Origin of the sequence: Croceicoccus bisphenolivorans, assembly GCF_001634625.1 — a bacterium.
GTDB classification, from domain to species: Bacteria; Pseudomonadota; Alphaproteobacteria; order Sphingomonadales; family Sphingomonadaceae; genus Croceicoccus; species Croceicoccus bisphenolivorans.
The window spans coordinates 59,703-84,439 of record NZ_LRSE01000004.1 but is presented as its reverse complement, the minus strand read 5'-3'; the positions used below and the strand labels follow the sequence as shown (position 1 = coordinate 84,439).

24 protein-coding genes and 1 tRNA gene are annotated in these 24,737 nt (G+C 64.5%); 15 read left to right on the top strand and 10 right to left on the bottom strand.

What is annotated here, in order from left to right; all coding sequences use genetic code 11:
- Positions 1 to 88: 88 nt before the first annotated feature.
- Genes A7A77_RS05235 through bioF form a run of 5 tightly spaced genes read right to left on the bottom strand, consistent with a single transcriptional unit; the run spans position 89 to position 4,527 of the window.
- Positions 89 to 1,327, bottom strand: a complete 1,239-nt coding sequence (locus A7A77_RS05235; protein WP_066554776.1) for an adenosylmethionine--8-amino-7-oxononanoate transaminase — start codon at positions 1,325 to 1,327, stop codon at positions 89 to 91.
- Positions 1,324 to 1,968, bottom strand: a complete 645-nt coding sequence (gene bioD / locus A7A77_RS05230; protein WP_066554769.1) for a dethiobiotin synthase — start codon at positions 1,966 to 1,968, stop codon at positions 1,324 to 1,326. Before bioD ends, A7A77_RS05235 begins: the two co-directional genes overlap by 4 nt.
- Entirely contained in the window at positions 1,965 to 2,732 is a 768-nt protein-coding gene (locus A7A77_RS05225) for a methyltransferase domain-containing protein (protein WP_066554766.1), read from the bottom strand. The genes bioD and A7A77_RS05225 overlap by 4 nt, the downstream gene beginning before the upstream one ends.
- Positions 2,729 to 3,370 carry an alpha/beta fold hydrolase gene (locus A7A77_RS05220; protein WP_082835931.1) on the bottom strand — a complete coding sequence of 214 codons (642 nt, stop codon included), beginning with the start codon at positions 3,368 to 3,370 and terminating at the stop codon, positions 2,729 to 2,731. The genes A7A77_RS05225 and A7A77_RS05220 overlap by 4 nt, the downstream gene beginning before the upstream one ends.
- Positions 3,361 to 4,527, bottom strand: a complete 1,167-nt coding sequence (bioF, locus tag A7A77_RS05215; RefSeq protein WP_066554763.1) for an 8-amino-7-oxononanoate synthase — start codon at positions 4,525 to 4,527, stop codon at positions 3,361 to 3,363. The genes A7A77_RS05220 and bioF overlap by 10 nt, the downstream gene beginning before the upstream one ends.
- A gap of 159 nt (positions 4,528 to 4,686) precedes the next feature.
- On the opposite strand from bioF, the gene A7A77_RS05210 reads away from it, so the two are divergent.
- The 3 genes from A7A77_RS05210 to A7A77_RS05200 all read left to right on the top strand — a co-directional run bounded on the left by A7A77_RS05210 (position 4,687) and on the right by A7A77_RS05200 (position 7,111).
- Positions 4,687 to 5,571: an HpcH/HpaI aldolase/citrate lyase family protein gene (locus A7A77_RS05210; RefSeq protein WP_066554760.1), complete on the top strand. Its 885-nt coding sequence runs from the start codon at positions 4,687 to 4,689 to the stop codon at positions 5,569 to 5,571.
- A gap of 77 nt (positions 5,572 to 5,648) precedes the next feature.
- On the top strand, positions 5,649 to 6,323 hold the full coding sequence (locus tag A7A77_RS05205) for a glutathione S-transferase family protein (protein ID WP_066554758.1): 675 nt from the start codon (positions 5,649 to 5,651) through the stop codon (positions 6,321 to 6,323).
- Between the two features lie 134 nt (positions 6,324 to 6,457).
- Positions 6,458 to 7,111: a ParA family protein gene (locus A7A77_RS05200; protein ID WP_066554755.1), complete on the top strand. Its 654-nt coding sequence runs from the start codon at positions 6,458 to 6,460 to the stop codon at positions 7,109 to 7,111.
- Here the strand turns inward: A7A77_RS05200 and A7A77_RS05195 are convergent, their stop codons facing one another.
- Together A7A77_RS05195 and thrS are read right to left on the bottom strand one after the other, a co-directional pair.
- The gene (locus A7A77_RS05195; protein WP_066554753.1) at positions 7,112 to 7,813 is read right to left on the bottom strand and encodes an alpha/beta fold hydrolase; all 702 of its coding nucleotides are present in this window, start codon (positions 7,811 to 7,813) and stop codon (positions 7,112 to 7,114) included. It lies immediately after the preceding gene.
- A gap of 14 nt (positions 7,814 to 7,827) precedes the next feature.
- Positions 7,828 to 9,825 carry a threonine--tRNA ligase gene (gene thrS, locus A7A77_RS05190; protein WP_066554751.1) on the bottom strand — a complete coding sequence of 666 codons (1,998 nt, stop codon included), beginning with the start codon at positions 9,823 to 9,825 and terminating at the stop codon, positions 7,828 to 7,830.
- Positions 9,826 to 10,197: 372 nt separating this feature from the next.
- On the opposite strand from thrS, the gene A7A77_RS05185 reads away from it, so the two are divergent.
- The 5 genes from A7A77_RS05185 (at position 10,198) to A7A77_RS05165 (ending at position 15,505) form a co-directional block, all read left to right on the top strand.
- Positions 10,198 to 11,325, top strand: a complete 1,128-nt coding sequence (locus tag A7A77_RS05185; RefSeq protein WP_066554748.1) for a YjgN family protein — start codon at positions 10,198 to 10,200, stop codon at positions 11,323 to 11,325.
- Between the two features lie 3 nt (positions 11,326 to 11,328).
- Positions 11,329 to 12,399, top strand: a complete 1,071-nt coding sequence (locus A7A77_RS05180; protein ID WP_066554745.1) for a M48 family metallopeptidase — start codon at positions 11,329 to 11,331, stop codon at positions 12,397 to 12,399.
- 21 nt (positions 12,400 to 12,420) lie between these two features.
- Positions 12,421 to 13,188: an alpha/beta fold hydrolase gene (locus tag A7A77_RS05175; RefSeq protein ID WP_066554743.1), complete on the top strand. Its 768-nt coding sequence runs from the start codon at positions 12,421 to 12,423 to the stop codon at positions 13,186 to 13,188.
- Positions 13,185 to 14,171, top strand: a complete 987-nt coding sequence (locus tag A7A77_RS05170; protein WP_066554741.1) for an LLM class flavin-dependent oxidoreductase — start codon at positions 13,185 to 13,187, stop codon at positions 14,169 to 14,171. Before A7A77_RS05175 ends, A7A77_RS05170 begins: the two co-directional genes overlap by 4 nt.
- Positions 14,172 to 14,272: 101 nt before the next feature.
- Positions 14,273 to 15,505 carry an NAD(P)/FAD-dependent oxidoreductase gene (locus tag A7A77_RS05165; RefSeq protein ID WP_066554739.1) on the top strand — a complete coding sequence of 411 codons (1,233 nt, stop codon included), beginning with the start codon at positions 14,273 to 14,275 and terminating at the stop codon, positions 15,503 to 15,505.
- Here A7A77_RS05165 and queG read toward each other — a convergent pair.
- Entirely contained in the window at positions 15,483 to 16,568 is a 1,086-nt protein-coding gene (gene queG, locus A7A77_RS05160) for a tRNA epoxyqueuosine(34) reductase QueG (protein ID WP_082835948.1), read from the bottom strand. The two genes, A7A77_RS05165 and queG, sit on opposite strands and share 23 nt — an antisense overlap.
- Positions 16,569 to 16,640: 72 nt before the next feature.
- On the opposite strand from queG, the gene A7A77_RS05155 reads away from it, so the two are divergent.
- The 4 genes from A7A77_RS05155 to dxs are packed head-to-tail and all read left to right on the top strand — an operon-like array spanning position 16,641 to position 21,445.
- Positions 16,641 to 17,651, top strand: a complete 1,011-nt coding sequence (locus tag A7A77_RS05155) for an ABC transporter ATP-binding protein (protein ID WP_066555437.1) — start codon at positions 16,641 to 16,643, stop codon at positions 17,649 to 17,651.
- Positions 17,648 to 18,919 carry an ABC transporter permease gene (locus tag A7A77_RS05150; protein WP_066554734.1) on the top strand — a complete coding sequence of 424 codons (1,272 nt, stop codon included), beginning with the start codon at positions 17,648 to 17,650 and terminating at the stop codon, positions 18,917 to 18,919. The genes A7A77_RS05155 and A7A77_RS05150 overlap by 4 nt, the downstream gene beginning before the upstream one ends.
- A 58-nt stretch (positions 18,920 to 18,977) precedes the next feature.
- Positions 18,978 to 19,466 carry a peptide-methionine (R)-S-oxide reductase MsrB gene (msrB, locus tag A7A77_RS05145; protein WP_066554731.1) on the top strand — a complete coding sequence of 163 codons (489 nt, stop codon included), beginning with the start codon at positions 18,978 to 18,980 and terminating at the stop codon, positions 19,464 to 19,466.
- Positions 19,467 to 19,522: 56 nt separating this feature from the next.
- Positions 19,523 to 21,445 carry a 1-deoxy-D-xylulose-5-phosphate synthase gene (gene dxs / locus A7A77_RS05140; RefSeq protein ID WP_066554730.1) on the top strand — a complete coding sequence of 641 codons (1,923 nt, stop codon included), beginning with the start codon at positions 19,523 to 19,525 and terminating at the stop codon, positions 21,443 to 21,445.
- 9 nt (positions 21,446 to 21,454) lie between these two features.
- On the opposite strand, the gene nrtS is transcribed toward dxs, so the two are convergent.
- The gene (gene nrtS, locus A7A77_RS05135) at positions 21,455 to 21,655 is read right to left on the bottom strand and encodes a nitrate/nitrite transporter NrtS (RefSeq protein WP_216635549.1); all 201 of its coding nucleotides are present in this window, start codon (positions 21,653 to 21,655) and stop codon (positions 21,455 to 21,457) included.
- Between the two features lie 20 nt (positions 21,656 to 21,675).
- Positions 21,676 to 23,310: a peptide MFS transporter gene (locus tag A7A77_RS05130; protein WP_066554726.1), complete on the bottom strand. Its 1,635-nt coding sequence runs from the start codon at positions 23,308 to 23,310 to the stop codon at positions 21,676 to 21,678.
- A 158-nt stretch (positions 23,311 to 23,468) separates the two neighbouring features.
- On the opposite strand from A7A77_RS05130, the gene A7A77_RS05125 reads away from it, so the two are divergent.
- From A7A77_RS05125 to A7A77_RS05115, 3 genes are all read left to right on the top strand, one after another.
- The gene (locus A7A77_RS05125) at positions 23,469 to 23,834 is read left to right on the top strand and encodes a GntR family transcriptional regulator (protein ID WP_066554723.1); all 366 of its coding nucleotides are present in this window, start codon (positions 23,469 to 23,471) and stop codon (positions 23,832 to 23,834) included.
- Positions 23,835 to 24,084: 250 nt separating this feature from the next.
- Positions 24,085 to 24,366, top strand: a complete 282-nt coding sequence (locus tag A7A77_RS05120) for an integration host factor subunit beta (RefSeq protein WP_066554721.1) — start codon at positions 24,085 to 24,087, stop codon at positions 24,364 to 24,366.
- Positions 24,367 to 24,466: 100 nt separating this feature from the next.
- A tRNA-Leu gene (locus tag A7A77_RS05115) sits at positions 24,467 to 24,551 on the top strand.
- Positions 24,552 to 24,737 lie beyond the last annotated feature (186 nt).

Genomic DNA, 24,737 nt, shown 5'->3' with positions numbered 1-24,737 from the left:
CTTGCGCCTTTCGGAAGTTGCGATGGGTCGCCCTATCAGGTTGAACCGCCCCTGTGAACCGCGCGTCCGGTCCCTAGGGGCAAAACGGTCAGGCGATGGCGTCGGCGATGACCGACCAGACCTCGTCCAGCGTGGGGGTATCGATGCAATAGGGCGGCATGACGTAGACCGTATCGCCCAGCGGACGCAGCAGCACGCCGGCCTCGCGGAAACGGGCCAGCAGGCGCGGCGCGAAATCGGAAAGATAACCCTCGCCGCCCGCGCAATCGAAAGCAGCGATGGTCCCGCACCGGCGCACGTTGCGAATGTCGTGCGTGGCGGCCAGCCGGTCCAGATGACGCTGTTGCGCGGCCGCCAGCGCGGTTACGCGTTCCATCACCGGCTCGTCGTGCCAGATCGCAAGGTTCGCGACTGCCGCTGCGCAGGCGATCGGGTTGGCGGTATAGCTGGAAGAGTGGAAGAACATCTTCGACCGGTCGGTGCTGTAATGCGCCTCGAACACAGGCTCGCTCGCCATCGTGACGGCAAGCGGCATCGCCCCGCCGGTAAGCCCCTTCGACAGGCAGAGGATATCGGGCACGACCCCGGCCTGTTCGCAGGCCAGCAAAGTGCCGGTGCGGCCCCAACCGGTCATGACCTCGTCCGCGATGAACAGGACGCCCGCCTTGGCGCAGATCGCCCGCATCCCGGCCAGAACTTCTGGCGGATACATCATCATGCCACCTGCGCCGAGAACCAGCGGCTCGACGATGAAGGCCGCGGCGCGGCTGTCGCAGGCAGCCTCCAGCGCATCGAATGTGGCCTGCTCGCACCCCGCGGCGGGGAATGGCACGCGCGTCACATCGAACAGCAGCGGTTCGTAAGCGCGGTTGAACACCCCGCGTTCGCCCACCGACATCGTGCCGATGGTATCCCCGTGATAGGAATGCTCCATCACGATGATCCGGTCGCGCGCTTCATCGCGGGCCATCCAGTAGCCGAGCGCCATCTTCAGCGCGACCTCCACACTGGTGGAGCCGGAGTCGGAGAAGAACACGCGGGTCAGCGCATCCGGCATGATCGCGCGCAGGCCCAGCGCCAGTGTTTCGGCCGGTTCGTGCGTCCATCCGGCAAAGATGACCTGATCCAGCTTCTCGGTCTGTTCGCGGATTGCGGCCATGATGCGCGGGTGGGCATGGCCGTGCGTCGTGACCCACCATGACGAGATCGCATCGATGATCCGCCGCCCGTCCGCCGTATAGAGGAAAGCGCCCTCACCCCGCTCGACCAGCGGGATCGGTTCCTGCAGGCCGTGCTGGGTAAAAGGGTGCCAAACAGGCGAGGTCATGGGCAAAAGTCTGCTGTTTCGAAGTTGTCGGCAAAGGCCCGCGCCAGTGCATCCGCGTCCAGCGGGTCGATCAGCGGCAACCGTCCGAGCCGTTTGACCTGACCGAGGTCGGCAATGATCGCTTCGCTGTCCTCCACCGCATCACCCACGAAGGCGACACCGAGAATCGGGACGCCGCGCGTGCGCAGCGCTTCTATCGAGAGCAGCGAATGGTTGATCGTGCCAAGCGCCGTGCGCGCGACGAGAACGACCGGCAGCTGCCAGCGGGCGAACTGGTCGGCAAACAGCCAGCGCCGGTTGATCGGCACCAGAACCCCGCCCGCCCCTTCGATCACCAGCGGGCCGTCGACTTCTGGAACCGCCAGCTTAGCCGGATCGATCTCGATGCCGTCGATTTCCGCCGCGATGTGCGGCGATGCGGGTGTGGCCAGATCGTGGGCAGAGGGCAGCGTGCGGGCACCGGCGAGTTCGGCCACGCGGTCGCTGTCACCGCGCCCGGCATCGTCGCGCCCTGCCTGCACCGGCTTCCAGTAGGTTGCGCCCAGCGCGCCCGTCAGCGCGGCGGCAAACACGGTCTTGCCGATGTCGGTATCGGTACCGGTGACGACGATCTTCGGTGCGGGTTTGTCGCCTGCGCTCATTCCGGCCTCCGGTAATGGCACGTCACGACTTCGTAAGTCACCGCCGATCCGCTTGCCTCGAACGCGGCCATCACCCGGCGCAGTTCCGACGGCGACAGCGGGCGGTGATTGCTGGCAGGGGTATGCGCGCCGATCGACTTCAACGATCGCAGGAACTCCATCGCGTTGCCATGGTGCTCCACCAGCCGTTCGACCAGCGTTCGTTCGTAGGCATCGGGATGCATCGCGGCCAGCGCCGCCACCGGCGCGAACCGCGGCGTGCCGGCGAACAGGCCCACTGCACGGTGCGCATCACGCCATTCAGCGAACGTGCCGGAAGAAAGTGTCGTGAACAGGCAATGGCCGCCCGGCGCAAGCGCGGCCAGCATCCGGCCAAGCGCGGCGCGCTGATTGTCGAACCACTGCATCGCAAGGCTGGAACAGATGAGGTCGTAGCCGCTGCCGGCGGCAATCCCGTGCTCGCCGTCCAGCACCGCGAAACGGCGCCCCCCGTCCTCGCCCAGCAAGGTCCGGCAGCGGTCGACCATGTCGGGCGAGATGTCCGTCACCAGCCAATCGCCGCGCAGGCCCCTGTCGGCGAGCGCACGGGTCAGGAAGCCCGTTCCACACCCGATTTCAAGGATGCGCGGGTTTTCCGGTAGCGACAGGGCGGCGATCCGGTTCGCCAGCCGTTCGGCCACCTTGCGCTGGATATGGGCGTGGTCATCGTATCCGGCGGCGGAGCCGAAGGCACGACCGATCCGTTGGCGATGCGCAACATTCATTTCACGCGATCCACTATCGAGCGAACCATCCCCGCGCAATGGTCCGGGTGCGTCAGGGGCAGCAAGTGCCCGCCGCCTGCAACCGTCAGTCGCTCCACCTCTCGTGCGCCGGCAAAGGCCGCATCGCGCATGGCGGGGGGCATGATGGGGTCGGCATCGCCTTGCAGGGACAGGATCGGCCCTGCGAATTGCGATGCCTCGCGCCCTCGGTCATCTTTCGCCAGAGCGTCGAGATCTTTCGCAAGCGCGGTCCCTGCAATGTCGCTCGCTGCCCCTTCCGCGCCGCAGCGGCTGCGAAAATCCGCAAGGGTCCGGGCCGGATCGTCGGCAAAGCGATGGCGCATCCGGTCCACCACGCGGGCCGGTACGCCGGGAAAGGTATCGTCGGCGGCGAACCGGTCGAACCCGTTTATGGCCACGATGGCAAGGCACTGCTCCGGCAAGTCGGCAAGGGCGCGCATGGTGCCGAAACTGTGAGCCACGGCAACCACCGGCCCTTCCACGGACAAGTCAGCCGGCGGCCCGAAATAGCCGCGTTCGGCAAAGGCATGGCTGAACATCCCCAACCTCTCCGCAACGTCGCCCCAGATGCCGGAATCGAAACCCCAGCCGTGCAGAAAAAGCAGCGTCAGCGGCACGGGGCGTTGCCGATCGCCGCAAGAAGTGCATCGACATCGCCCTGCGAATGGGTTGCGCGCAATGCGATGCGCAGGCGGCTGGTTCCGGCAGGCACGGTCGGCGGACGGATGGCCGATGCGATCATGCCCGCCTGCGCCAGCCGCTCGCTCAGCGCCATCGCGTCGTCAGCCTCCCCGATGATCGCGGGCACGATCTGCGTTGTCGATCCGGCGACATCGAAACCGGCCGCGCCCAGCCCGCTGCGTAGCCTGTCGCCAAGCGCGGCCAGGGTCGCACGCTCCGCATCCATGTGCGGCACAAGGTCCAATGCCGCATCGATCGCGCCCAGCACAGCAGGGGGCGGCGCGGTGGAATAGATGAAGCCGCCGCTGGCATTGACCAGATAGTCGCACAGCAGGCGGGAACCGGCGACATAGGCGCCGAAGCTGCCCATCGCCTTGCTGAACGTGCCCATCACCACGTCGATCCCGCCCCGAACCGTGGCGGAGAGTCCCGCCCCGCCGGGGCCGAGCACGCCCGTCGCATGCGCCTCGTCCACATAGAGGATGGCATCGCGCCGCCGCGCGATTTCGGCCAGTCGGGCAAGATCGGCACGGTCCCCATCCATGCTGAACACGCTTTCGGTCAGGATCAGGCGGGCCGGCGCATCGCCATGCCGTTCCAGCATCGCGTCCAGCGCGTCGAGATCGTTATGCGCAAAGCGGTGCTGGCGCACGCCCGATGCCGCCATCCCTGCGTGCATCGAATTGTGGTTCAACCTATCGGCAAAGACCTGCACGCCGGGCATCGCGGCCACCAGCGCGGGGATTACCGCCGCATTCGCCTGCCAGCCGGAGGCGAACAGCAGTGCGGCCTCCGTCCCCTTGAACGCAGCAATCTTCGCCTCAAGCGCGAGGTGCGCTTCGTGCGTGCCCGTCACCAGCCGCGATGCGCCCGATCCCGTGCCATGGCGCGCAGCCCATTCGCGCGAGCGTTCCACCAGTTCGGGACGAAGCGCGAGGCCGAGGTAGTCGTTGCTGGAAAAATCGACATATTCGCGCCCGTCGCGCACGATCCTGCCGCCCGGCGACATGGAGGCGGGGCGCAGCGTGCGCAGCAGGCCCGCCTCCCGCTTTTTCGCCAGCGCGCGTTCCAGAAAGGGCGTAATCAGGCTCATCGGCGCGCTTCTTGCCCTTTTCTCGGCGCTTCGCAAGGCACGCATTCCCGTCACAGGCCACATGCCGATTTCGCCTGCGGGGCTTGCGCACGGCGCGCAAACCTAGCACCGGTTTCCCGCACAGGGCCGGTTGCGGCTTTCAGGGAGGAACGATTGAAAATGACGGAAACACCGCTTGCGATGCGTTCGTGGCTGTTCGCGCCCGGTGACAGCGAACGGAAGATGGAAAAATGCGTGGACGGACCCGCCGACATCGCCCTGCTCGACCTTGAGGATGCCGTTACCGTCGATCGCAAGGACGCGGCCCGCACGATGGTGCGCGAATTCCTGCAAGGGCGGGAAAGCGGGCACGAACGCATCTGGATCCGCATCAATCCCGTGGACGGCCCCTTCGCGGTGGACGACCTTGCCGCGATCATGCCGGGGCGCCCCGGCGGGATCATGCTGCCCAAGGCCCGCGGACGGCACGATGTCGAACGGCTGGACCATTACCTGACGGCGCTGGAAGCGGCGAACGGCATCGAGCAAGCTTCGACAAAGGTCATCGCGCTCGTCACCGAAGTGGCCGAAGCGATGTTTACCACCGGCGATTATGCCGGCCTTCCCCGTCTTGTCGCCATGACATGGGGCGCCGAAGACCTTGCCGCCGACATCGGGGCCAGCACCAACCGCGGCCCTGACGGGAACTACGAGCCTACCTTCGAACTGGCGCGCAGCCTGTGCCTGTTGGGCGCGACCAAGGCCGGTGCTGTTCCGGTCGACACGATTCACGGCGATTTCCGAGATTTGGATGGGCTGCGCGATCGCGCCGCCCGCGTCAGGTCACAAGGCTATCGCGGCATGCTTGCCATCCATCCCGCGCAAGTCGAAATCATCAACGAGGCGTTCACCCCCAGCGAGGAAGAAATCGCCACGGCGCGCGAAATCGTGGACCTGTTCGCCGCCAACCCCGGCGTCGGCGCGATCGGGTACAAGGGCGGCATGCTGGACCGGCCATACCTCGTGCGGGCCGAAACGGTCCTGCGGCTTGCCGGGCTCGGCTGAACATCCCGGTCCTGCTTCCCGCTCGACAGGGCGAAGCCGGACCGCTAGGCCTGCCGTTCAGGTAACAGGGCGTTTTCATGAAACTGATCATCGGCAACCGCAACTATTCCAGCTGGTCGCTGCGCGGCTGGCTTGCGGCCAAGCAGTCCGGCCTCTCGTTCGAGGAAATCACCGTCAATATCAGCGGCGAGGAATGGGAAAACGCCAAGCGCGACTGGGACGATGTCCAACCCTCGTCCGGCAAGGTGCCGATCCTGTGGGACGGCGATGTCGTGATCTGGGACAGCCTCGCGATTCTGGAACACCTTGCCGACAAGATCGGCGGAGAAAACGGGCGCAACCGGTTCTGGCCCAAGGATCCGGTCGCGCGCGGGTTGTGCCGTTCGATGGTGGCGGAAATGCATTCCAGCTACCTGCCGCTGCGCCGCGCGATGCCGATGAACGTACGCCGCCGGATAGAAGGGCACGCGATTCCGGACGAGGCGAAGGCCAATATCATCCGCATCCTCTCCCTTTGGGCAGAAGCGCGCAGCCGCTTCGGCCACGGCGGGCCGTTCCTGTTCGGCACCTACAGCGCTGCCGACATATTCTACGCGCCGGTCGTCAGCCGCTTCATCACTTATGGCATCGGCGTCCCCGGTTTCGCGCAGGCCTACATGGAAGCCATGTGGGAGCACGACTGGATGCAGCAGTGGATCGCGGGCGCGGAGGAAGAGGAATGGAAGATCGAGGCTTTCGAGGTGGAAGCCTGATTTCCGGCCCGAATCTCGCACCTGCACCATACTTTCTTCGCACCTGCAGCAATTTTCTTTCCTCGGCCACGAAACCGGCGTAGGATAGCGCCGGATATGGCCTCGAACGGCCAGTGGATGAGGGAATTTGCCGAATGCCGACTGTTGCCATCGTCAGCCAGAAGGGCGGATCGGGCAAGACAACCCTCGCGCTCCATCTCGCCACTGCCGGTGCCTATGCGGGGAAGAAGACGATCGTGGTCGATACCGATCCGCAGGCGACGGCCGCCGCATGGGCCGACTGGCGTGGGGATTTCCTGCCCGAAGTCGTGACCAGCCCGCCCGCGCGCCTTGCCAAGGTCGTGGAAAAGCAAGTGAAGGCCGGGGTGGAACTGGTTGTAATCGACACTCCGCCCCATGCCGATGCCGCCGCGCGCGAAGCGATCAAGACGGCCGATCTGGTCATCGTGCCCAGCCGCCCCCGTGCCTTCGATCTCCACGCGCTGGAAGCGACGGCGGAAATGCTCAACTTCATCGGCAAGCCCGGTTTCGTGCTGATGAACGGCGTGCCCGCCCGCGCGACGAAGATGATCGACGATGCCAAGGCAAAGGCCGAAGGGCTGGGCCTGCAGATCTGTCCGGTCAGTTTCGGGGAACGCGCAGCCTTCCACCACTCGTCCGGCGATGGTGAAGTGGCGCACGAACTCGATCCGGCAAGCAAGGCCGCGCTGGAGGTCAACGAACTGTGGAAGTGGGCCTGCAAGCAGGTCGGCCTCAAGCCGGGCAAGGCGAAGGCCAAGCCCGTCTGATCAGCCGGCAGACTGCGCCAGCCATTCCCCGATCGCGCGGTTGAGCAACGCCGGCTCCTCTGCCGGCAGCATGTGGCCAGCACCCTCGATCACGCAAAGCGTCGCGCCGGGAATGGTCCTGGCGATATCCTCGTGCTGCGCGACGGGCGACCATTCGTCCTCGGCACCGACTATCACAGCCGTCGGACACGCGATAACGGGCAAGAGATTGTCCAGCGCGGGGCGCGCGAGCAAGGCATCTATCTGCGCCTCGAAGATGTCCTGCCCCGCAGTCAGGCACATGGCGCGAAGTCTTGCGACAAGCACGTCGTTTCCGCGATGGGAAGCGCCGATCATCGGCGGCAGCCAGCGGTCGACCAATGCGGCGAAGCCTTCGCGGCGACCCACGTCGCGCAGGGCAAGGCGCTTCTCCCGCTCTCCCGCCGCAACAGGATGTACACCGGTATCGACGAGGGCCAGCCGTGCGACGCGCTCCGGCGCCTTGCGCACGATTTCGAGCGCGATGCGAGCCCCCATTGAATGGCCAAGCAGCGAAACCTGCCCGGGCAGTTGAGCGATGACATGATCGGCCATCGCCTCGATCGTGCGCGCGCCGCCGTAAAACCCGCCGATCGCGCGCGCGCCGGGGAAAGCGGCAAGCTGGCTATCGAACATGTCAGGCCCGCAGATAAGGCCCGGCAGGATGACCAACGGCGCGTCCATAGCCAGCCGCGTCGTCACCGAAGGTCTGGCGCGGTAGTCTCGGTCTTGAGCATCTCGATCGCTTCGTCGAGGGTCATCACCTTCTGGTGCTGCTGGCCCAGCGTGCGGACGGCAACGGTGCCTTCCTCGGCCTCACGCATGCCGACAACCAGCAGGTGCGGGACCTTGGCGTGGGAATGTTCGCGCACCTTGTAGTTGATCTTCTCGTTGCGAAGATCGCTGTCGACGCGAATGCCTGCGGCCTTCAGCTTGGCGACCGCTTCGTTCGCATAGCCGTCGGCGTCGGACACGATGGTCGCGACCACGGCCTGTACCGGGGCGAGCCAGACCGGCAGGCGGCCTGCAAAGTGTTCGATCAGGATGCCGATGAAACGCTCGTAAGAACCGAAGATCGCGCGGTGGAGCATGACGGGGCGGTGCTTGCTGCCATCCTCGCCCACGTAAGTCGCGTCGAGGCGTTCGGGCAGGACACGGTCCGACTGGATCGTGCCGACCTGCCAGGTGCGGCCGATGGCATCGGTAAGGTGCCATTCCAGCTTGGGCGCATAGAACGCACCTTCGCCGGGCAGTTCTTCCCAGCCGTATTCTTGCGTAGCGAGGCCCGCTTCCATGACCGCGTTGCGCAGTTCGTCCTCGGCCTTGTCCCAGTCGGCATCGCTGCCGAACCGCTTCTCAGGGCGCAGGGCGAGCTTGATCGAATAGGTGAAGCCGAAGTCCTTGTAGACCCGGTCCGCCAGTTCGCAGAAGGCGCGGACCTCGTCGACGATCTGGTCTTCGCGGCAGAAGATATGCGCATCGTCCTGCGTGAACTGGCGCACGCGCATCAGGCCGTGCAGCGCGCCATGCGGTTCGTTGCGGTGGCAGCAGCCGTTTTCGTAGATTCGCAGCGGCAGGTCGCGGTACGACTTGATCCCCTGGCGGAAGATCAGGACGTGCGCGGGGCAGTTCATCGGCTTCAGCGCCATCCAGTCGGCGTCGCCGCTGACGATCGCGCCTTCGTCTTCCACGTTCGGCACTTCGTCGGGGATGACGAACATGTTTTCGCGGTACTTGCCCCAGTGGCCGGACTGCTCCCACTGGCGCGCGTCCATGACCTGCGGGGTCTTCACCTCGTTATAGCCGGCACCGTCGATGGCGCGGCGCATGTAGGCTTCCAGCTCGCGCCAGATCACGTAACCGTGCGGGTGCCAGAAAACGCTGCCGTGCGCCTCTTCCTGAAGGTGGAACAGGTCCATCTCGCGGCCCAGCTTGCGGTGGTCGCGCTTGGCAGCTTCTTCCAGACGGGTAAGGTGTGCGGCGAGCTGCTTCTTGTTGAGCCAGCCAGTGCCGTAGATGCGCGTCAGCTGCGCGTTCTTCTGGTCGCCGCGCCAGTAGGCACCGGCAACGCGCATCAGCTTGAAGGCCTGCGGATCCAGCTTGCCCGTCGAAGGCAGGTGCGGGCCGCGGCACATGTCGAGCCAGTCGTTGCCCGACCAATAAACGGTCAGTTCCTCGCCCTCGGGCAGCTCGGCAGCCCACTCGGCCTTGAAGGTCTCGCCCTCGGACGACCACTTGTCGATCAGCTGCTGGCGGGTCCAGACCTCGCGGGTGAGCGGCTTGTCGGCCTCGATGATCTCGCGCATCTTTTCCTCGATGGCGGGGAGATCGTCCATGGAGAACGGTTCACGCGAGGCGGGCGCCATCACGTCGTAGTAGAACCCGTCGTCGGTGGCAGGGCCGAACGTGATCTGCGTGCCGGGCCACAGCGCCTGCACCGCCTCTGCCAGAACGTGGGCATAGTCGTGGCGGGCAAGTTCCAGCGCCTCTTCCTCGTCGCGCGAGGTGACGAGAGCGAGCTGCGCATCGCCCGTGAAGGGGCGCGACAGGTCCACCAGTTCGCCGTCCACCCTGGCGGCGATGGCTGCCTTGGCAAGGCCGGGGCCGATCGCGGCGGCAACGTCCGCCGGGGTGGAGCCGGGCTCCATCTCTCGCACCGAACCGTCGGGCAGGCTGATCTTCAACAGTTCCGTCATCGTCTTTTCATCTCGAACTTGGCGTCGGGGCGGGCCATGGCACATGGCGGCGCGCAGGCAAAGAGGCGTCTGGCGTTTGCGGATCGGGAAAGGAGACGCCGCCCTGCCCGAACCATCGGGCGGCGGCGGCGAGCTGGCTAGCGCGCGACCGACCGCCCGGGGATAGTCCCGGTGGCGGTAGTGGTCGTCGTGGTCAGCGTGATGGCCATGGCCCTGCCGGTAGCACGGAGTTTTCTTCGAGTCACCACGCTCCGGCGTGACGGAATCTTCATATGCCTATGGCAATACCTGCCGCGATCGGCCCCGCCTTGACTTCGCCTTCGTCGGCGGGGAACGTGCAGGCGGGGTCATTGCACAGGGGTCGCACACCGCATGGACGATTACAGCGCGAACGCAGGGTCGGTCGATCGATGGAGCCCGCCCGCCGAAGAACAGTCGGCGTTCGGCTTTCATGGCACGTGGCGCGAATTTGCGCCGATCGCGTTCACAAACCTGCTGCTGATCGTGGTCACGCTGGGCATCTACCGCTTCTGGGCCAAGGCGCGGGAGCGGCAATACCTGTGGAGCCGCACCCGCTTTATCGACGAACGGCTGGAATGGACCGGCACCGGCAAGGAGCTGTTCGTAGGCGGCCTGCTGGTGCTGGCCCTGTTCCTGATCCCCTATTTCATCGCCACGCAAGTCGGTCAGGCAATGATCCTGCGCGGAGAGAAGGTGATCGGCGCGATCCTGTTCGTCGTGCCGCTGGTGGCAATCTTCTACCTGATGGGCGTCGCCCGGTTCCGCGCCATCCGCTATCGGCTAGGCCGCACCAACTGGCGCGGGATCCGTGGCGGCAGTGATGTTCGGGGGTTCAAGTACGGCTGGTCGTATATGTGGAAGACGATCGCCGGTTACGCAGCGTTCGGCCTTGGCGTGCCATGGTCGATGGTGAGCCTGTGGAACGAGCGCTGGCGGGCGATGAGCTTCGGACCGATGGAATTTCGCTGCAGCGCTGACTTCTCTCCGCTGATGAAGCGATACATGCTGTTCTATCTCAGCCCGTTTATCGCCATCGTCGGCATTGTGGCGATCATCGCCGCGATGGCGTTTGGCTTGCAGAGGGACGGAGGTTTTGACCCTGAAAATCCGTCGATTGGCTTCTTTGCGGCCTTCATCGTCGCATCGCTTCTCTTCTACTTCGTGCTCGGCTTCGTATGGCTGGCCTATTACGCCAAGTTTTTCCGCGTCGTTGTCGGTCACATGGAACTGGGCGGGCTGGAGTTCGAATTCGACGCCAAGACGTGGGACTGGATCAAGCTGGGCCTTGGCGACGTGGCACTTCTCGTCCTGACGCTGGGTCTTGGCTTCGTCTTCCTCGGCTATCGACACTGGAAGTTCTTCGTCACCCACATGCAGGCTTATGGCGAGATCAACGTCGATGATCTGACCCAGTCCACCACGCGCCGCGACAAGCATGGCGAGGGGCTGCTGGACGCGTTCGACATGGGCGCGATTTAAAGCATGGAACACGCATCCGTCCCCGCATTCTGGTACGACGGGCAGACCGCCCGCCGCCACGAAGGCACCGTCGAATGGAGCGGCGGCAATGATCTGCGCCTGCGCGGGCACGACGGCTCCTTGATCAACGTGCCGCTGGCAGACCTTGTCTTCGTCGAGCGCGGGGTTATGGACGGGTCCTATTCCCGCAAGGCGGACGACGGCTTCCGCCTCGCCTTTACCGGCACCGTGCCGGATGCACTGGCCGCGCGGCTGCCCGGCGGGCAGAAGTTCGGCAAGTGGATCGACGGGCTGGGCCTGCCCAAGGCAGCGGTGCTTTTCGCCGGCATCAGCGCCGCCCTGCTGGCGATCGTTCTTACCGCGCCGACATGGCTTGGCCCGCGCGTTCCGCCAAGCTGGGAACGCAAGATCGGCGATGCGATGCTGGGCGATATGGGCAACCGGCTGTGCCACACGCCGGAAAGCGATGCGGCGCTGAAGAAACTGGTCGAACGGCTCGATCCCGACAGGCCGATCACGCGCGTCGGCATCGCCAATATCGACATGGTGAACGCCGTCGCATTGCCGGGCGGGCAAGTGCTGGTATTCGACGGGCTGATACAAGAATCGGAGAATCCCGATGAACTGGCCGGCGTGATCGGGCACGAGATCGGCCATGTCCGCGAACGCCACGTGATGCAGGCCCTGCTGCGCCAGTTCGGCCTTTCGGTCCTGCTTGGCGGGATCAATTCCGACATCGGCAGCGGCATCTTCGGCGTCGCGGCGATGAGCTATTCGCGCGATGCGGAGCGGGAGGCGGATACTTTTTCGGCAAGCCAGCTGGAACGGTCGAACATCTCGCCCAAGGGCACGGCGGATTTCTTCGAATACCTGAAAGAGGAATCGGGCGGAGAGGGGCAGGAATGGGCGGGCTGGATCGCGAGCCACCCGATGCCCAAGGAGCGTGAGGAGATGTTCCGCAAGGCCGTGGTGAAGGGCCACGCCTACACGCCTGCGCTGAACAAGCAGGAATATACGGCGATCCGCGATGCATGCACCAACGATCCCGACGTCGAGGAATTCGACATCTTCTGATCGCCACCTACATAGGCGGGCATGACCGAACCCACGCTTCCCGAAATCGCCCGTTTCACCACCAGCGCGGGCCTGTCGCTCGCCTATCGCCACTTTGCCGGAACCGGCCCGCTGATCGTGTTCCTGCCCGGCTACATGTCCGACATGGCGGGCGGCAAGGCGACCGCCGTGATGGCAGACGCGATGGCGCGCGGACAATCCTGCCTCCTGCTCGACTATTCCGGCTGCGGCGAGAGCGAGGGCGAATTCGCCGACGGCACCCTGTCGCAATGGCGGGACGAGGTGCTGGCACTAATCGATCATGTCGGCGCGGGCGAACCCGTCGTTTTGGCAGGATCGTCGATGGGCGGTTGGCTGATGCTGTTGGTCGGGCTGGAACTGGCGGCCCGCCGCGGGCCGGAGGCTGTCCACGCGATCGTCGGCATTGCGGCTGCGCCCGGTTTCACGGACTGGGGCTATTCGGACGAACAGCGTGACACGCTGGAACGCGGTGAGGTGTGGTTCGAAGAGAATATCTACGGCCCCGATCCCACGCCCTATCACCCGAAGTTCTATAATGATGCCAAGGCACTACCCGCGCTGACCGACGGCATCGCCATCACCTGCCCCGTGCGCCTGCTGCACGGCCAGAAGGACCCCGACGTGCCGTGGGAACTGTCGCTGAAACTGGCCGATGCCGTGGCGAGCGAAGACGTGCGCATCCACCTGATCAAGGATGGCGACCACCGCCTGTCACGCGACAGCGACGTCGCGATGCTGCTGGCAACGGTGCGCGAGGTGGCGGCATGACGCAGTTCTCGATCCTCGATTTTATCTCGGTCGTCGAAGGCGGCACCGTTTCGCAGGCGCTGTACGAAGCGGCAAAGCTGGCCAGGCTTTCCGAAGACCTTCGCCTCCACCGTTACTGGATCGCGGAACACCACGGCATGCCCGGCATTGCAAGTTCGGCGGTGGCGACCTGCCTTGCCCATATCGGCCATGCGACAAGCAAGATCCGCATCGGGGCAGGCGGCATCATGCTGCCCAACCACAGCCCGCTGTTGATTGCCGAACAGTTCGGCACACTGGACGCGCTGTTCCCGGGCCGCATCGATCTGGGTCTGGGCCGCGCGCCGGGGGCCGATTCGCGCATCGGGCAGATGCTGCGTAAGGACCTGCATGCGGCTGCAGAGCGCTTCCCCAACGACGTGATCGAGCTTCAGGCACTGTTCGCAGGCGATGCGCGCATGCCGTTGCAGGCCTGCCCCGGCGCAGGTGCCGCGCCGGAAATCTGGCTACTCGGCTCCAGCCTGTTCGGCGCGCAGCTGGCCGCGCACCTTGGCCTGCCCTATGCCTTTGCCTCGCACTTCGCACCCGCCGCGCTGGACGAGGCGCTGGCCGTCTATCGCGAGAACTTCCGTCCGTCGGATGCGCTCGACAAACCGCACGTCATGGTCGCGGCCAATTGCTTTGCCGCCGACACGCGGGAGGAAGCGGAACTGATCGCCAGTTCGATGGACCAGTCGTTCGTCGCCCTGCGCACCGGCACCCCCGGCCGACTGCCCCCGCCCGTGCCCGGTTATCGCGACAGCCTGCCGCCCCATGTCCTTGCCGGACTGCAGGGGATGCGCAAGGTCAGTGCCATCGGCACGCGCGATGATGTGCGCGAAACGATCGCGGCACTGATCGCGCGCACCGGGGCGGACGAAGTTGTGCTGGCAGGATCGACTTTCAACCCCGTCGCGCGGCATCGCTCGCTGGAAATCGCGATGGATGCGCTGAACGGATTATAGGCCCGTACCGACGCACTATTCCTGCCAAATCGATTGAGAGGGGCTTGAACCTGCGCCACTCGGGCTTTAGCGCACCCACGGCGACTGGATGGGAGAGTCCGATGGAACATGTGGACGTGTTGATCGTGGGTGCCGGACACGGCGGTGCCGCCGTGGCGTTGGCCCTGCGGCAACAGGGTTTCGAAGGCAGTGTGACGATGGTCGGGCGCGAAAGCGAACCGCCTTACGAACGGCCGCCATTGTCCAAGGAATACCTCGCCCGCGAAAAGGAATTCGAACGGATCTACATCCGTCCGCCGCAGTTCTGGGCGGAAAAGGACATCAACCTCGCCCTCGGCACATCGGTCATCGAAATCGATGCGCAGGCTAAGGAAGCCACGCTGTCGAACGGTGAGAAGCTTGGCTACACCCACCTCGTCTGGGCAGCGGGCGGCGATGCCCGGCGACTGTCATGCGGCGGTGCCGACCTTGTCGGCGTCCATTCCGTGCGCACCCGCGCAGATGCAGACCGGATGATGGCCGAAATCGATGGCGGCGCGAAAAAGGCCGTCATCATCGGTGGCGGCTACATCGGCCTCGAAGCGGCAGCGGTGCTGCGCAAACTCGGTCTTGATGTCGTGCTGGTCGAGATGCTGGACCGCGTGTTGGCCCGCGTGGCGGGTGAAGAGCTTTCCCGCTTCTACGAAAAGGAACACCGCGAACACGGTGTGGACCTGCGGCTGGAAACCGGCGTCGACTGTATCGAAGGCGACGGCGAGAAAGTCACCGGCGTGCGCCTTGCCGACGGCAATGTCCTGCCCGCCGACATGGTGATCGTGGGCATCGGCATCGTGCCCAGCATCGGCCCGCTGATCGTTGCCGGGGCTGCCGGTGCCAATGGCGTGGATGTCGACGAATATTGCCGCACGACGCTGGACGATGTCTATGCGATCGGCGACTGCGCGGCCCATGCCAACGATTTCGCCGACGGTGCGGTCATCCGCCTCGAATCCGTGCAGAACGCCAACGACCAGGCCAAGACCGTGGCGCAAGCGATCTGCGGCGAGAAAAACCCGTACAAGGCGACGCCGTGGTTCTGGTCCAACCAGTATGATCTCAAGCTGCAGACCGTCGGCCTGTCGATCGGACATGACGATACGGTCCTGCGCGGCGATCCGGCTGCGCGCAGCTTCTCCGTCATCTACCTCAAGGAAGGGCGCGTCATCGCGCTCGACTGCGTTAACAAGGTGAAGGACTACGTGCAGGGCAAGAAACTGGTCGAAGGACGCGCGGTGATCGATCGCGACGTGCTGGCCGATGACAGCCTTGCCCTCAAGGAAATGGCGACGGCGTAACGCCCGCAAGGCGGGAGGCGGCCCAATCGGCCGCCTCCGCCACCACCGGATCGGCATCGGCCCGCAGCGGCTCCACGGCTTTCAGGAGTTTGCCGTCGCCGCTGTTGCCCGCCGCGATCAGGCAATTGCGCACGAACCGGTTCCGCCCGATCCGCTTGATCGGCGATCCGGAGAACAACGAGCGGAAGCCCGCATCGTCAAGCGCCAGCAATTCGTCCAGACGCGGCGCCACCAGTTCCGCACGCGGCAGGAACGCGCGGTTCGCCGCCGCGCTTTGCGCGAAGCTGTTCCACGGGCAGACGGCTAGGCAATCGTCGCAGCCGTAGATGCGGTTGCCCATAGCCTCGCGAAATTCGGGCGGTATCGGGCCCTTGTGCTCGATCGTGAGGTAGGAAATGCACCGCCGTGCATCCACGACACGCGGCGTGGGAAACGCATCGGTGGGACAGGCATCGAGGCAGCGCGTGCACGATCCGCAGCGGTCGGCATGGGTTTCGCCCGCCGGCAGGTCCAGCGTGGTGTAGATCGCGCCAAGGAACAGCCACGAACCATGTTCCCGGCTGACGAGGTTGGAATGCTTGCCCTGCCAGCCGATGCCAGCCGCCTGTCCCAGCGGTTTTTCCATGACCGGCGCGGTATCGACGAAGACCTTCACGCCCGCCTCGATCCCGGCCGCCTCCGCTTCCTCTACCAGCCAGCGGGCCACCCGCTTCAGCGCCTTTTTCACTACGTCGTGGTAATCGCGGCCCTGTGCATAGACCGAAATGCGCCCGACATCGCCATGCTCGGCCAGCGCCAGCGGATCATGGCCGGGTGCATAGCTCATGCCGAGGGCGATCACGCTCTTCGCCTCCGGCCACAAAGTCTGCGGCGCGGCGCGCTGGTCCGCGCGGTCGGTCATCCATTCCATGCTGCCCTGATGACCGCTTTCCAGCCATGTGTTCAGACCGGCCGACCTTGCCTTGTCCGGCCCCGCACCTGTAATCCCGACCGCGACGAATCCTTCCGATTTCGCCTGCGCGATCAATCTATTCCGTAATTCAGGCAGGACATCACCGGTCATATCGGGCATGAGCGTTAACCGGTTCTTGCGGGATTGTCGGGCATCGGGGGACGAATGTAAGTGCACATGGACATGACAGAAACCCCTGATTCATCGCAATTCGCATTTGCCGATCCCGTTGACGCCACGCCGACCGGCCCGCTGGCGATAGAGGCGCGCGATCTGGTGAAACGTTTCGACGGCACCATCGCGGTGGACGGCGTGGACCTTGCCGTGCCCGCCGGATCGATCTTCGGCATCCTTGGTCCCAACGGCGCGGGCAAGACGACGACGCTGCGCATGCTGCTTGGCATCATCGATCCCGACAGTGGCACCCGCCGCGTGCTGGGAAGCGAAAACCCGCACGCCATCGCCAACCGCATCGGATACCTGCCCGAAGAGCGCGGGCTGTACCCGGCGATGAAAGCGGTCGACGCCATCGCCTTTGTCGGCGCGCTGCGCGGATTGCCACGCGCGCAGGGGCGCAAACGCGGGCGCGAACTGCTGGAAGAACACGGGTTCGGCCATATCGCGGACCGGCAGATCCGCCAGATGTCCAAGGGACAGGCGCAGACGGTGCAATTGCTGGCAACGCTGGTCCATTCGCCCGACCTCGTGATTTTCGACGAACCGTTTTCCGGCCTCGACGCGATCAGCCAGGGGCGGCTGGAAAAGATGCTGCGCGGTCTGGCCGAAAACGGCACCACCGTGATCTTTTCCACCCACGTGCTGGCCCATGCCGAACGGCTGTGCGAACGGATCGCCATCATCGCGGGCGGCAAGGTACCGTTCCACGGCCTCGTTTCCACCGCGCGCGACCGTTTGCCGCCGCAGGTCCACCTCGAAACCCGCAACGTCGACGGCCCGTGGCGAGCCGCCCTGCCCCCCGGCACGGAACCGCAGATCAAGGCGACCGGCGGCGCGCTGTTCGATTTCAGCCTGACCGGAGAGGTCGAGCCGCTGCTTACCGCCCTGGTCGAAGGGCATGCGGGGATCGAGGCCCTTTCGATCGAACGTGCCGGCCTGCACGATGCATTCGTCGCGATTGCGGGCGAAGCGGCGGCACGCGCGCTTGAACAGGACGCCGAAGGAGTGGCCGCATGAGCACCCTCACCAGCAAGCCTTCTCTGGCGGACGGGGCGCGCCGCTTCTGGCGTTCGATCTTCGTGATTGCCCGGCGCGATTTCGGCGCGATTCTGTTCAGCCGCTCGTTCATCTTTTTCCTCCTCGGCCCGCTGTTCCCCGTATTCGTCGTCGCCATGGCCGGCGGCATCGGGGCGAGCGTGAGCGGCAAGATCAGCAAGCCGACACTGGGCATCGCGATGGAATCGGGCGAAACCGACGCCTTCCTCGCCGCGCGTGACAGGTTGGCCGGATCGGTGGCGCATCTGCCCGATACCTATGTGGTCATCCGCCTCAAGCCGGGTGAGAAAATCCTTGCCCGTTCCGCGCTCAACCGCGCCAAGGACGGCAGCCCCGTAGTCGCGCTGCTGACCGGAACGCTCGACCAACCGAAGCTGACAGGCCCGGGCGGCACCGTCGACATGTGGGAAGGACCGGTCGCGTTGATCGCTGCAGAGGCGCAACGGGGGGGCGCCACGCAGCTGCCCACCGTCACCATGGACAAAACGGTCAGCGCGCGGGCCGACACCGCGCGCAAACGCATCCGCACGGCACAGGCATCGCAGACGCTGCTCTTCCTGCTCACCATGCTGCTGGCGGGCATGGTCATGTCCAACATGGTGGAGGAAAAGGCGAACAAGATCATCGAGGTGCTGGCCGCCGCCGTGCCGATGGATGCGGTGTTCTATGGCAAGCTGATCGCCATGCTTGGCGTCAGCCTTGTCGGCCTCTCAGTCTGGGGCGCGGTGGGCCTTACCATCATGATGCTGGGTGGCGGCATCCCCACTTTCGCCGCGCCTGCCGTCGGCTGGCCGATGTTCGTGTTGCTGGGCCTCGTCTATTTCTCGTTCGCCTATCTCCTCCTCGGCTCCCTGTTCCTCACCATCGGCGGGCTCGCGGCCACGGTTCGGGAGGTTCAGACGCTGTCGATGCCGGCGACGATGCTTCAGTTATTGGTCTTCTTCTTCGCCAGCTATTCGCTTGGCGCGATGGGAGAGCCGATCGAGCTTGGCGCGATCTTCTTCCCGCTCACCTCGCCTTACGCGATGCTGGCACGCGCTGCCGTCGTGCCCGACTTGCTGCCCCACGTGGGTGCGCTCATCTGGCAGGTGCTGTGCGTCGCGCTCATCATCAAGGGCGGTTCGACCCTGTTCCGAAAGACGGTGATGAAGTCGGGACCTGCGGTTACGCGTTCGGGCTGGCTGGGCAAGCTGCGCAAGGGTTCGGATAGAGATCGGAAACCGGCCTAACCTGTCATGCGTTGGCCGTTCATCGCAGCCTCAGTGGCGGTTGGTTAGGGCTTTTTGCATGGGACAGCTTTCACGAAGGACAGTGCTGGAATTTCTCGCCGCCGGTGCCGCGCTGCCGCTGTTTTCGGCCTGCGCGAAGGGCGAGGCGAAGGGAAAGGCCTATCCGTTCAGCCTGACGGACGATCAATGGCGCGCCCGCCTGACATCGCAGGAATACCGCATCTTGCGCGAAGCGGGCACCGAACGGGCCTTTACCTCTCCGCTCGACAAGGAAAAGCGCAAGGGCACGTTCCTCTGTGCAGGTTGCGCGCATCCGCTGTTCTCCTCTCGCACGAAATTCGATTCGCGCACGGGCTGGCCCAGTTTCTATGCGCCGCTGAAGGGCGGGGTCGGCACGTCGACGGACTACAAGCTCGGCTATCCGCGAACAGAGGTGCACTGCGCCAACTGCGGCGGGCATCTTGGCCATGTCTTCGACGACGGGCCGCCACCCACCGGCAAGCGCTATTGCATGAACGGCGTGGCGATGGACTTCAGGCCCGCGTGAGGAAACATGGCTTTTCCCCGTTCGACATGGACGTTCCATATCGCTAAGGCAGAGGTATGACTGCCAATCCGGCCACACCGCTTCTAGATACCGTCGACACGCCAGAGGACCTTCGCAAGCTGGACCGCTCCCAATTGCGGCAGCTTTCGGACGAATTGCGTTCCGAGATGATCTCCGCCGTCGGGCAGACGGGCGGACACCTCGGCTCCGGCCTTGGCGTCGTCGAATTGACTACGGCGATCCACTATGTCTTTGACACGCCCACGGATCGCCTGGTGTGGGACGTTGGGCATCAGGCCTATCCCCACAAGATCCTGACCGGCAGGCGCGACCGTATCCGCACCCTGCGCCAGGGCGGCGGGTTGTCGGGCTTCACCAAGCGGAGCGAGAGCGAATACGACGCTTTCGGCACGGCGCACTCGTCCACCTCGATCAGCGCGGCGCTGGGCTTTGCCATCGCCAATAAGCTGTCGGGCAAGGCCGGCAAGGGCATCGCCGTCATCGGCGACGGCGCGATGAGCGCGGGAATGGCGTACGAGGCGATGAACAACGCCGAAGCTGCCGGAAACCGCCTGATCGTCATCCTGAACGACAACGACATGTCGATCGCGCCGCCGGTCGGCGGGCTGTCGTCCTATCTCGCGCGTCTGGTTTCCAGCGGGCAGTTCCTTGGCCTGCGCGAACTGGCGAAGAAATTTGCGCGGAAGCTGCCGCGCCCGTTGCACAATGCCGCGCGCAAGACGGACGAGTTCGCCCGCGGCATGGCCATGGGCGGCACATTGTTCGAGGAACTGGGCTTCTACTACGTCGGTCCGATCGACGGGCACGATCTCGACGCGCTGATCCCGGTACTGGAAAACGTGCGCGATGCCGCCGAAGGGCCGTGCCTGATCCATGTCGTGACGACCAAGGGCAAGGGCTATGCCCCGGCCGAGGAATCGGCGGACAAGTATCACGGCGTCGCCAAGTTCGATGTCATCACCGGCGAACAGAAAAAGTCGAGCGGCGGACCGCCGAACTACCAGAACGTCTTCGGCGACACGCTGGCGAAACTGGCCAAAACCGACAAAACGATCTGCGCCATCACCGCCGCCATGCCGGGCGGAACGGGGGTAGACCGTTTCGCGAAGGCACATCCCGAGCGGAGCTTCGACGTCGGCATCGCCGAACAGCACGCGGTTACGTTCGCGGCAGGGCTGGCGGCACAGGGAATGCGGCCGTTCGCGGCGATCTACTCCACCTTCCTGCAGCGCGCCTTCGATCAGGTGGTGCATGACGTTGCGATCCAGAACCTGCCGGTGCGCTTCGCGATCGACCGTGCGGGACTGGTCGGTGCGGATGGAGCAACGCATGCCGGTTCCTTCGACGTGACCTACCTTGCCACGCTGCCCAACATGGTCGTGATGGCCGCAGCTGACGAGGCGGAACTGGTCCACATGACTTATACCGCTGCCCTGCACGACAGCGGACCGATCGCCTTTCGCTATCCGCGCGGCGCGGGCACCGGCGTTCCGCTGCCCGAAACGCCGCAGCAGCTGGAAATCGGCAAGGGCCGCATCGTGCGCGAAGGGACGAAAGTCGCCATCCTATCGCTCGGCACCCGCCTTGCAGAGGCGTTGAAGGCCGCCGACCAGCTGGAAGCCAAAGGCCTGTCGACCACCGTCGCCGACTTGCGCTTCGCCAAGCCGCTGGACGAGGATATGATCCGCAAACTGGCGGCCAGCCACGAAGTTCTGGTCACGGTCGAGGAAGCGTCGATCGGCGGCCTTGGCGCGCATGTCCTGACTATGGCGAGTGACGAGGGCCTGCTGGATGCGGGCCTGAAGATCCGCACCATGCGCCTGCCCGATGTGTTCCAGGACCATGATGCGCCCGAAAAGCAGTACGACGAGGCGGGCCTCAACGCGCCGCACATCGTCGATACCGTGCTGAAGGCTTTGCGTCACAACAGCGCCGGTGTGGAGGAAGCGCGGGCCTGAGCCGTCGGTTCAACCGTTACGAAATGCCGAGTATGCGCCGTAACTCGCGACGCAGAACGGAACTACGAACGTAAGCGTGACGCGCCACCATACGATCCCGTCCAATGCCGCGATTTTGTCGCCCTGATTGATGGCGTTCAGGATCGAACCGACAATCAATGCCACCACGAGCGAGCGGACGCACTGCCGTCCGCTGAAGGTTTTGCGCAAGGCATCCCCTCTAGCAGCCATCACCCCCGCCCCGGATGAATCCCCGCCGCCTGCGGCTCGCCAAGTTCCTCCGTGCCGGCGATCTCCCGATCTTCCAGCGTATCCAGATGCATCCAACGCTTCACGATGGGGCTGAGCAAAAGCACCACCACGCCGATGCCGATCGTCCACCAACCGATCTGGCCATAGATCGACAGGGTCAGTTCCTTGCTCATCTCGCCGCTTTCGCCGCCGGTCGCCTCGCCGATCTTGCCCGCGACGAAGTTACCGACCGCAGTCATGTAGAACCACGCGCCCATGATGAAACTGCCCAGATGCAGCGGTGCCAGCCGGGTCATGGCCGATACACCCACAGGCGACAGACAGAGTTCGCCGGTCGTATGCAGCAGATAGATCAGGAAAACGAAAACAACGCTTGTCATCACCGCCGGATTCCCGGTGCCCGCTCCCCATGTGAAGACAAGGAAACCCGCGCCTACCTGAAACAGGGCGATGGCGAACTTGGCCGGAGTCGACGGTTCGAGCCCACGCTTGCCGAGAAATTGCCAGAGTGCTGCGAACAACGGCGCGAAGATCACGATGTAGATCGGGTTGATCGATTGGAACAGCGAGGTCGGCACGCCGCCGCGATCCACAAACTTGTCGGTGTAGAGCGATAGCGACCCGCCCGCCTGTTCGAACAGGCCCCAGAACACGGGGTTCAGCGCGATCAGGAACAGGATGGCGAAGATGCGTTCGCGCGGCTCTTTGGGCAGCTTGAACGCCTCGTAAAGGGTAAATGCCAACATGCCGACGCCGGTGATGATCAGCAGTGTCTGGATCACGTCCTGATACTGGATCAGGCCCCAGATCACCGCGACCGATGCGATACCCACGGCGTAGAGACGCATCTCCTTCGTTCTTGTCAGGACCGCCGGCGGCTCGCCCTGCCCCTTCAGCGCCGGCTTGCCGATGACGAAAATGATCAGCCCCGCAACCATCCCGATGCCGGCAAGCCCGAAGCCCCACGACCAGCCGATCGTCTCTCCCAAATAGCCTACAAGGATGGTGCCCAGCGCCGCACCGACGTTCACGCCCATGTAGAAAATGGTGTAGGCCGCATCGCGGCGCGTGTCGGTCAGCCGGTAGAGCTGGCCGACGATGACCGAGATGTTGGCCTTCAGGAAACCGGAGCCGACGATGATCAGCGCCAGCGCCAGCCAGAACACGTTGATCGCGAAATCGGCCTGCTTCACCGTGGGATCGGTCGCCCCCTGCATCCCTTCGTAAGCCATGAACAAGTGCCCGAAAGCGAGCACTATACCGCCGAACAGCACGGCCTTGCGCTGCCCCAGCCAGCGGTCTGCCAGATAGCCGCCCAGCACCGGTGTGATGTAGACCAACGAGGTATAGGCGCCGTAGATCAGGTTCGCCTTGCCGTCGTTGAACAGCCAGAATTTCGTGAGGTAGAGAATCAACAGGGCGCGCATCCCGTAATAGGAAAAACGCTCCCACATCTCTGCATAGAACAGCACGAAAAGGCCGCGTGGATGGCCCAGCACTTCTTCGCTTCGCCGAAGCGCGATGCCGCCACCGATGGCCAGCACGGCGAACAGGGCGACCGCTGCGATCGCGGCGATCCAGTCGCCTTCGTTCCACAGGCTCATGTCTTTCATCTGCTCGATCGCTCCTGGCTGTCCCCGCAAGCTGCGAAGACTTAACGCAGAAACCCGTCATGTGAAGTGGTTTGTTACATTTGTGACCAATTTCGCGCCGCGCCAGACAGGTCGCGAATCCTTGACCTGACCCGCTGTATTATGGCACTAGACCACCCATGCCGCGCCCTACCGGAACACAGGCGACACGCCCCGTCTATCTGCGCCTTCGCGACGAGATCGCGGCGGCGATCATCGACGGGCGCTATGCCGAAGGCGAATTGCTCCCCTCCGTTCGCGCCTTTGCCGCCGAACAGGGTGCAAACCCGCTTACCGTCGCCAAGGCGTACCAGCAGTTTCAGGATGACGGGCTGCTGGAAGTGCGTCGCGGTATCGGGATTGCCGTGGTTCCCGGAGCGCGGGGGCGACTGGTAGATACGGAACGCAAGCAGTTCCTGACCGAGGAATGGCCCGCAGTGGCCGAACGGATCCGGCTCCTCGATCTCGATCTTGCCGATCTGCTGGCCCGCAGCGCGGTTTCATGACAATCGGGCGACGATCACCCGATTTCGCGGAACCGTCCCAAAATCACATCATTTGCAATAGTTATTGCATGGCGCGGGTGCCGGTGGCACACTCTGCAACAGCTTTCGGACAACTGCGTTTTGGACAAGCGCACGCATTCGAAACCAGTGGCAGTTCCATCAGGGGACGGAAGGTTCTGCCAAGGGATATCGCCGTGCGCTCGGCGATAGCTGTCGAAGGGGGTCGCGCTCTACGGCAGGCGGGGTAGGCATGATTAGATCGGAATTGGTTCAGGCTCTGGCCGAGGAAAACCCGGAACTGCGTCCGGAAGAAGTGGAAGCGGTTGTTTCCTGCTTCTTCGACGCCATTGCCGAAAGGCTGGCGAACGGCGGTCGGGTAGAACTGCGCGGCTTCGGCGCGTTTTCTACGCGCGAACGCGCGGCACGCACCGGTCGCAATCCGCGTACCGGCACAACGGTCGACGTGCCAAGCAAGCGCGTCCCGTATTTCAAGGCCGGCAAGGATATGCGCGATCGGCTCAACGCCGACTGAGCGATCTCGCCTCGCGAAAATTCGAAGATTGCGAACCGCCCAGCGCTTGCCTAGTGGTGCGCGGCCCTGATCGTGCGCGACACTTGTTGCCAGGCAATGGGCGGACGTGGCGGAATGGTAGACGCCGGGGACTTAAAATCCCCTGATCTTTGATCGTGCGGGTTCGAGTCCCGCCGTCCGTACCACCTTTACAATCACTCAAACGCCAGACACGGCTGCCTCGTTCTTTCTTGGGAGGGGTCCGGTTGCCGCTGCCGAACACGGAATGCCCAAGAAGATCTGGCGCCTTTCCGTGTCAGCCATCCGGCTCACTTCTCCGCAATCGCCACCTGCAGTACGGGCATCACACGTGCCGGGCGATCGCACTGAGG

Bases quoted from the DNA above. Each gene is read 5' to 3' on its own strand.
- A7A77_RS05205 (WP_066554758.1), top strand. From the start codon at position 5,649: ATGAAACTGATCATCGGCAACCGCAACTATTCCAGCTGGTCGCTGCGC.
- thrS (WP_066554751.1), bottom strand. From the start codon at position 9,825: ATGACGGAACTGTTGAAGATCAGCCTGCCCGACGGTTCGGTGCGAGAG.
- A7A77_RS05195 (WP_066554753.1), bottom strand. From the start codon at position 7,813: ATGGACGCGCCGTTGGTCATCCTGCCGGGCCTTATCTGCGGGCCTGAC.
- A7A77_RS05180 (WP_066554745.1), top strand. From the start codon at position 11,329: ATGGAACACGCATCCGTCCCCGCATTCTGGTACGACGGGCAGACCGCC.
- A7A77_RS05225 (WP_066554766.1), bottom strand. From the start codon at position 2,732: ATGAATGTTGCGCATCGCCAACGGATCGGTCGTGCCTTCGGCTCCGCC.
- A7A77_RS05210 (WP_066554760.1), top strand. From the start codon at position 4,687: ATGACGGAAACACCGCTTGCGATGCGTTCGTGGCTGTTCGCGCCCGGT.
- bioF (WP_066554763.1), bottom strand. From the start codon at position 4,527: ATGAGCCTGATTACGCCCTTTCTGGAACGCGCGCTGGCGAAAAAGCGG.
- A7A77_RS05120 (WP_066554721.1), top strand. From the start codon at position 24,085: ATGATTAGATCGGAATTGGTTCAGGCTCTGGCCGAGGAAAACCCGGAA.
- A7A77_RS05185 (WP_066554748.1), top strand. From the start codon at position 10,198: ATGGACGATTACAGCGCGAACGCAGGGTCGGTCGATCGATGGAGCCCG.
- A7A77_RS05175 (WP_066554743.1), top strand. From the start codon at position 12,421: ATGACCGAACCCACGCTTCCCGAAATCGCCCGTTTCACCACCAGCGCG.
- A7A77_RS05200 (WP_066554755.1), top strand. From the start codon at position 6,458: ATGCCGACTGTTGCCATCGTCAGCCAGAAGGGCGGATCGGGCAAGACA.
- A7A77_RS05165 (WP_066554739.1), top strand. From the start codon at position 14,273: ATGGAACATGTGGACGTGTTGATCGTGGGTGCCGGACACGGCGGTGCC.
- msrB (WP_066554731.1), top strand. From the start codon at position 18,978: ATGGGACAGCTTTCACGAAGGACAGTGCTGGAATTTCTCGCCGCCGGT.
- A7A77_RS05125 (WP_066554723.1), top strand. From the start codon at position 23,469: ATGCCGCGCCCTACCGGAACACAGGCGACACGCCCCGTCTATCTGCGC.
- dxs (WP_066554730.1), top strand. From the start codon at position 19,523: ATGACTGCCAATCCGGCCACACCGCTTCTAGATACCGTCGACACGCCA.
- A7A77_RS05235 (WP_066554776.1), bottom strand. From the start codon at position 1,327: ATGACCTCGCCTGTTTGGCACCCTTTTACCCAGCACGGCCTGCAGGAA.
- A7A77_RS05130 (WP_066554726.1), bottom strand. From the start codon at position 23,310: ATGAAAGACATGAGCCTGTGGAACGAAGGCGACTGGATCGCCGCGATC.
- A7A77_RS05150 (WP_066554734.1), top strand. From the start codon at position 17,648: ATGAGCACCCTCACCAGCAAGCCTTCTCTGGCGGACGGGGCGCGCCGC.
- queG (WP_082835948.1), bottom strand. From the start codon at position 16,568: ATGACCGGTGATGTCCTGCCTGAATTACGGAATAGATTGATCGCGCAG.
- A7A77_RS05155 (WP_066555437.1), top strand. From the start codon at position 16,641: ATGACAGAAACCCCTGATTCATCGCAATTCGCATTTGCCGATCCCGTT.
- bioD (WP_066554769.1), bottom strand. From the start codon at position 1,968: ATGAGCGCAGGCGACAAACCCGCACCGAAGATCGTCGTCACCGGTACC.
- A7A77_RS05170 (WP_066554741.1), top strand. From the start codon at position 13,185: ATGACGCAGTTCTCGATCCTCGATTTTATCTCGGTCGTCGAAGGCGGC.